Below are 3,490 nucleotides of genomic sequence, written 5' to 3'. Positions count from 1 at the left end.
TCGACGGAGTCGGCCTCGGCATCGACTTGTCCGCGGCGGGCGCGTTCGTTGGCGTCGGCGATGATCGCCGCCTTCTTGCGCTGCACGTCGCGCATTGCGGACTCGAGTCCCTGCGGCACGTAGATGAGGGAGAGGGCGCGGCGGACTCCGGCGGTGAACATGAGCCCATGCAGGAAGCCCGCCGAGGTTTCGGTGCGGGGCCAGTCCTCGACCCAGTAGGTGGCGTGCCGGGCGGAGTCGGTGGCGTGGCGGTCATACTCCTCGACTTGGACCACGGGCCCGGCGGCGGCCGGGTCGGCTTCGGCCCGGCCGGAGGGGGACCACTGCTGCAGCGCGGACAGGGCCCGCGGATCGTAGGCGGTGCGGATGACGGCGGCGATTTCCCGCGCGGTGAGCCATCCGGTCACCGTCAGTCCGGCGCTGCGCGCGGACTGGGCGATGGCCGCGGTGGTCTGTTCCAGCACGGTGAAGGCGCCGGGCAGTCCACGGCCGGCCTGGTTGATGAGGCGCTTGGCGGCCTTGAGGTCGAGGGAGATCGCCAAGTACGTCTCGTGCGGGGCGGCGGCAGGTCCTGCGGAGGAGACCAGTTCGCTGTAGACCTGTCCGGCGAGAGGGGTTTCGGGGTGGCCGTGCCGGCTCCAGTGGCGGGTGAGGGTGTCGCCGCTGTCGGGCACGGTGCGCTCCAGGACCTGGATGGTGGCGACGTGTCCGGTGCGGGCGATGCCGGCCAGGGCCCGTCCCCAGCTGCTGACGTTGTGGTTCTGGGTGGCCGGGTCGAGCAGCGCGAAGGCGCGTGAGGAGACGTGGGCGACGGCGGTCAGGGTCTGTCTGTGCGGGTCGTGCACGGCCGCAGCGCCGTTGGCGGAGTCGCCGGGGGTGACCACTTTCAACGAGGCGGCGGTGCCGGGTAGATGCAGCACGCCGTCCTGGCGGGGCCGGGAGAGCGGCCGGGCAAGCCAGAGGGTCTGGCCGGTGCGGCGGCGGTGGGCGTAGCGGGCGATGACCGGCGCCCAGTCGATCAGGGAGCGGCCGTTGCGGCGCACAGCCACGAGGGCGGCGGCGACGGTCCAGACCGGGGTCAGGACGAGTGCGCCGAGGAGCCCGGTGGTCACCACGGTGATGAGGAGGAGCGCCAATGCGGCGGAGACGAGAGTGAGTTGGGGGAGGGAGAGGCCCAGGAGGATGCCGCGCCGGGAGCGGTGCGGGAATTTGACCGTGATCGGGGAGACAAGTTCAGACAATGAGCCGGTTTCCGGTGGGGCGCGGGGCCGGGACGGCACACCCGGAGGTCGGGAGCGGGGTACCGTCCCAGCGCAGGGGGCGGGTCAGAGGCCGGTAGGCGAAGGTGGCTGCGCGCCGGTTCCGGTCGAACTGCTGGAGTTCGGGGACGGCGCGGTGCCCTGCGGCGGCGGAGCCGTGGCCGACGGGGAGGATTGCCATCCCCCCGCCTGGCTGGCTGCGGTGCCGTGCCCTGAGCTGACTGTGCTGGGGCTTGCGCCCATCTGGCTGCTGGTCTCGTCGGTGACATGGGTCGGTGGGGGTTGCACGGCCTTCTCCAGAGCGCTCCTGGTCCCCTCGCTGCCGGACGACGGTCCTCCTGAGCTGCTGCCTTCGTTGCCGGCGTTCGGCGTTGGGTGGGAGGCGATGTCGCCGGGGAAGCCGCCGGGCACGGAGTCCGGACCCTGGGGCGCGGCGCCCGCTCCGGCCGCGGCCCCGCTGGCCCCGCCGGTGGCGGCCATGGCGGCGGCCTTGCGGCCGGCGCTTTCGGCGTGCTGGCGGGCGATCTGCGCACCGGCTCCACCGGAGCGGTGCAGTGCCTCGGCGTCGGAGCCCTCGGACGCGGCCCAGTGCACGAACTTGAACGTGGCGTACGGGCACAGCAGGACCAGAGTGAGGATGACGATGCCGGCCATCACGTCGGCGAGGGCGGCGATACCGTCCTTGGCCTCGGTCTTGCCCATCGCGGCGATCCCCAGGACGAAGATCACGGTCATCAGAAGCTTGCTGACCACGAGGGTGGCGGTGGCTTCGATCCAGCCCTTGCGCCAGCGCCGGGCGACTTCCCAGCCTCCGCCGGCTCCGGCGAAGACGGCGAGGGTGACCATGACGAGGATGCCGACCTTGCGGACCATCATCATGCACCAGTAGAGGACGGCGCCCAGGGCGGCGCCGACGCTGACGAAGACGCTGACGAGCCAGCCCAGGCTGGACAGGGTGGCGATCTGGTTCACCTTGACGATGCGCCTGATCGCCGTGGCGATGTCGAGGTTGGCGGCTTCGAACAGGCCGTCGCTCAATGCGTCGACGACTTCTATGGCGACGGTGGTGAATGCGATCGCGGTAAACGCGAAGATCACACCGACGGCGGTGCCGGTGAATGCCTGGGTGAGCGCCTGGCCGTCGCGGCGGATCGCGGCGCGTACCAGTTGGGCGCAGAACGTGGCGACAAGGACGACTAGGCCGATCGGCAGGATCATCTCGTAGTTGTCGCGGAACCACCCGGCATTCAGGTCGACCCTGGTGGTGGTGGCGACGGCCTCGGCGGCCAGGTCGGCTGCGGCGGCGGCGAGTTCGCCCGCCGATTTCGCCATCCAGTTGCCGATCGCCGCGCCGGGATCGGAGGCGAAGGAGGCTGCGTCGCCGACGGCACAGAGAGTGCCCGCGAGGGGGAGATCACAGAAACCCAAAGGGGAGTCACCCCTCCTTTCTCAGATGGGCCGGCGCAGGTCAGGGCACGACACTGGGAGCGATGGACACCAGAGAGCAGTCGGCGTTGGGGCGGCACTGTACGGCGAGGGTGATCGAGCGGTCCTCAGCGCCGGCGCCGCCATCCTTCCAGGCGATCTGCTGCTTGCCGGTGACGGTGACGGCATAGATGTACGCCTCGGTGATCGCCGACGGATCGTCCGACAGGGCTTGTTTGAACGCGGAGGGGTAGTGGGCCTCGGACACGGCGGCGGTGGCGTACTGATCCTGGTCCGTCATCCGCGACCACAGCACCGGATCCGGTACCTGCGTGGTGAGGGAGGACCAGTCGGCGTACTTGGCCTCCGCCGTCAGCCACGCCTTCATGCCGGTGAGCTGCTGGTCACGGCTGGTGGTGCGGGTGTCGTACGACCACAACATGGCTGCGGCGGCCTTGGCGAAGGCGACCGGGTCCGCCACCGGTGGAGGCGTCGCCACCGCACCGGTCCCGTCCGGCGCCGCCGAACTGGCCGACGAGGAGGTGCTGCTGCTCGGCGGGAAGGACGGAACGGCAGCCTGGCTGTCGCCGGGGGTGGTGCGGCCGGTAAACAGGGCGCCGGCGCCGGCGAGGGCCACCAGGACGCCGAGACCGGTCGCGATGACCGTGATGCGCTGGCGGGTCGACCAGCCGAGTCCGTAGCCGGACAGGAAGAGGAATCGTTTCGGCATCAATGGACCTGCGACCCCAGGGCGGAGAAGAACGCCACGACCCCGTTCGCGGCGCCGAGACCGAGGGCGGCGCCCG

At 71.0% G+C, this 3,490-nt stretch carries 3 protein-coding genes; all 3 read right to left on the bottom strand.

Going from position 1 to position 3,490, the window contains the following annotated elements:
- Positions 1 to 1,241, bottom strand: a 1,241-nt coding sequence (locus tag ABZ855_RS48160) for an SCO6880 family protein (RefSeq protein ID WP_360820386.1), incomplete at its 3' end; no start/stop codon positions are given.
- An 84-nt stretch (positions 1,242 to 1,325) separates the two neighbouring features.
- Complete coding sequence (locus ABZ855_RS48155; RefSeq protein WP_360820383.1) at positions 1,326 to 2,687, bottom strand: ATP-binding protein; 1,362 nt, start codon at positions 2,685 to 2,687, stop codon at positions 1,326 to 1,328.
- 40 nt (positions 2,688 to 2,727) lie between these two features.
- Positions 2,728 to 3,414: a hypothetical protein gene (locus tag ABZ855_RS48150; protein WP_360820380.1), complete on the bottom strand. Its 687-nt coding sequence runs from the start codon at positions 3,412 to 3,414 to the stop codon at positions 2,728 to 2,730.
- Positions 3,415 to 3,490 lie beyond the last annotated feature (76 nt).

Source organism: Streptomyces sp. NPDC047042 (assembly GCF_040644035.1).
In the GTDB taxonomy this organism is placed as follows: domain Bacteria; phylum Actinomycetota; class Actinomycetes; order Streptomycetales; family Streptomycetaceae; genus Streptomyces.
The sequence above is the reverse complement of the archived record's forward strand: the minus strand, read 5'-3'. Positions and strand labels throughout refer to the sequence as shown.

Excerpts from the sequence above, each read along its gene's own strand:
- ABZ855_RS48150 (WP_360820380.1), bottom strand. The coding sequence starts at position 3,414 with ATGCCGAAACGATTCCTCTTCCTGTCCGGCTACGGACTCGGCTGGTCG.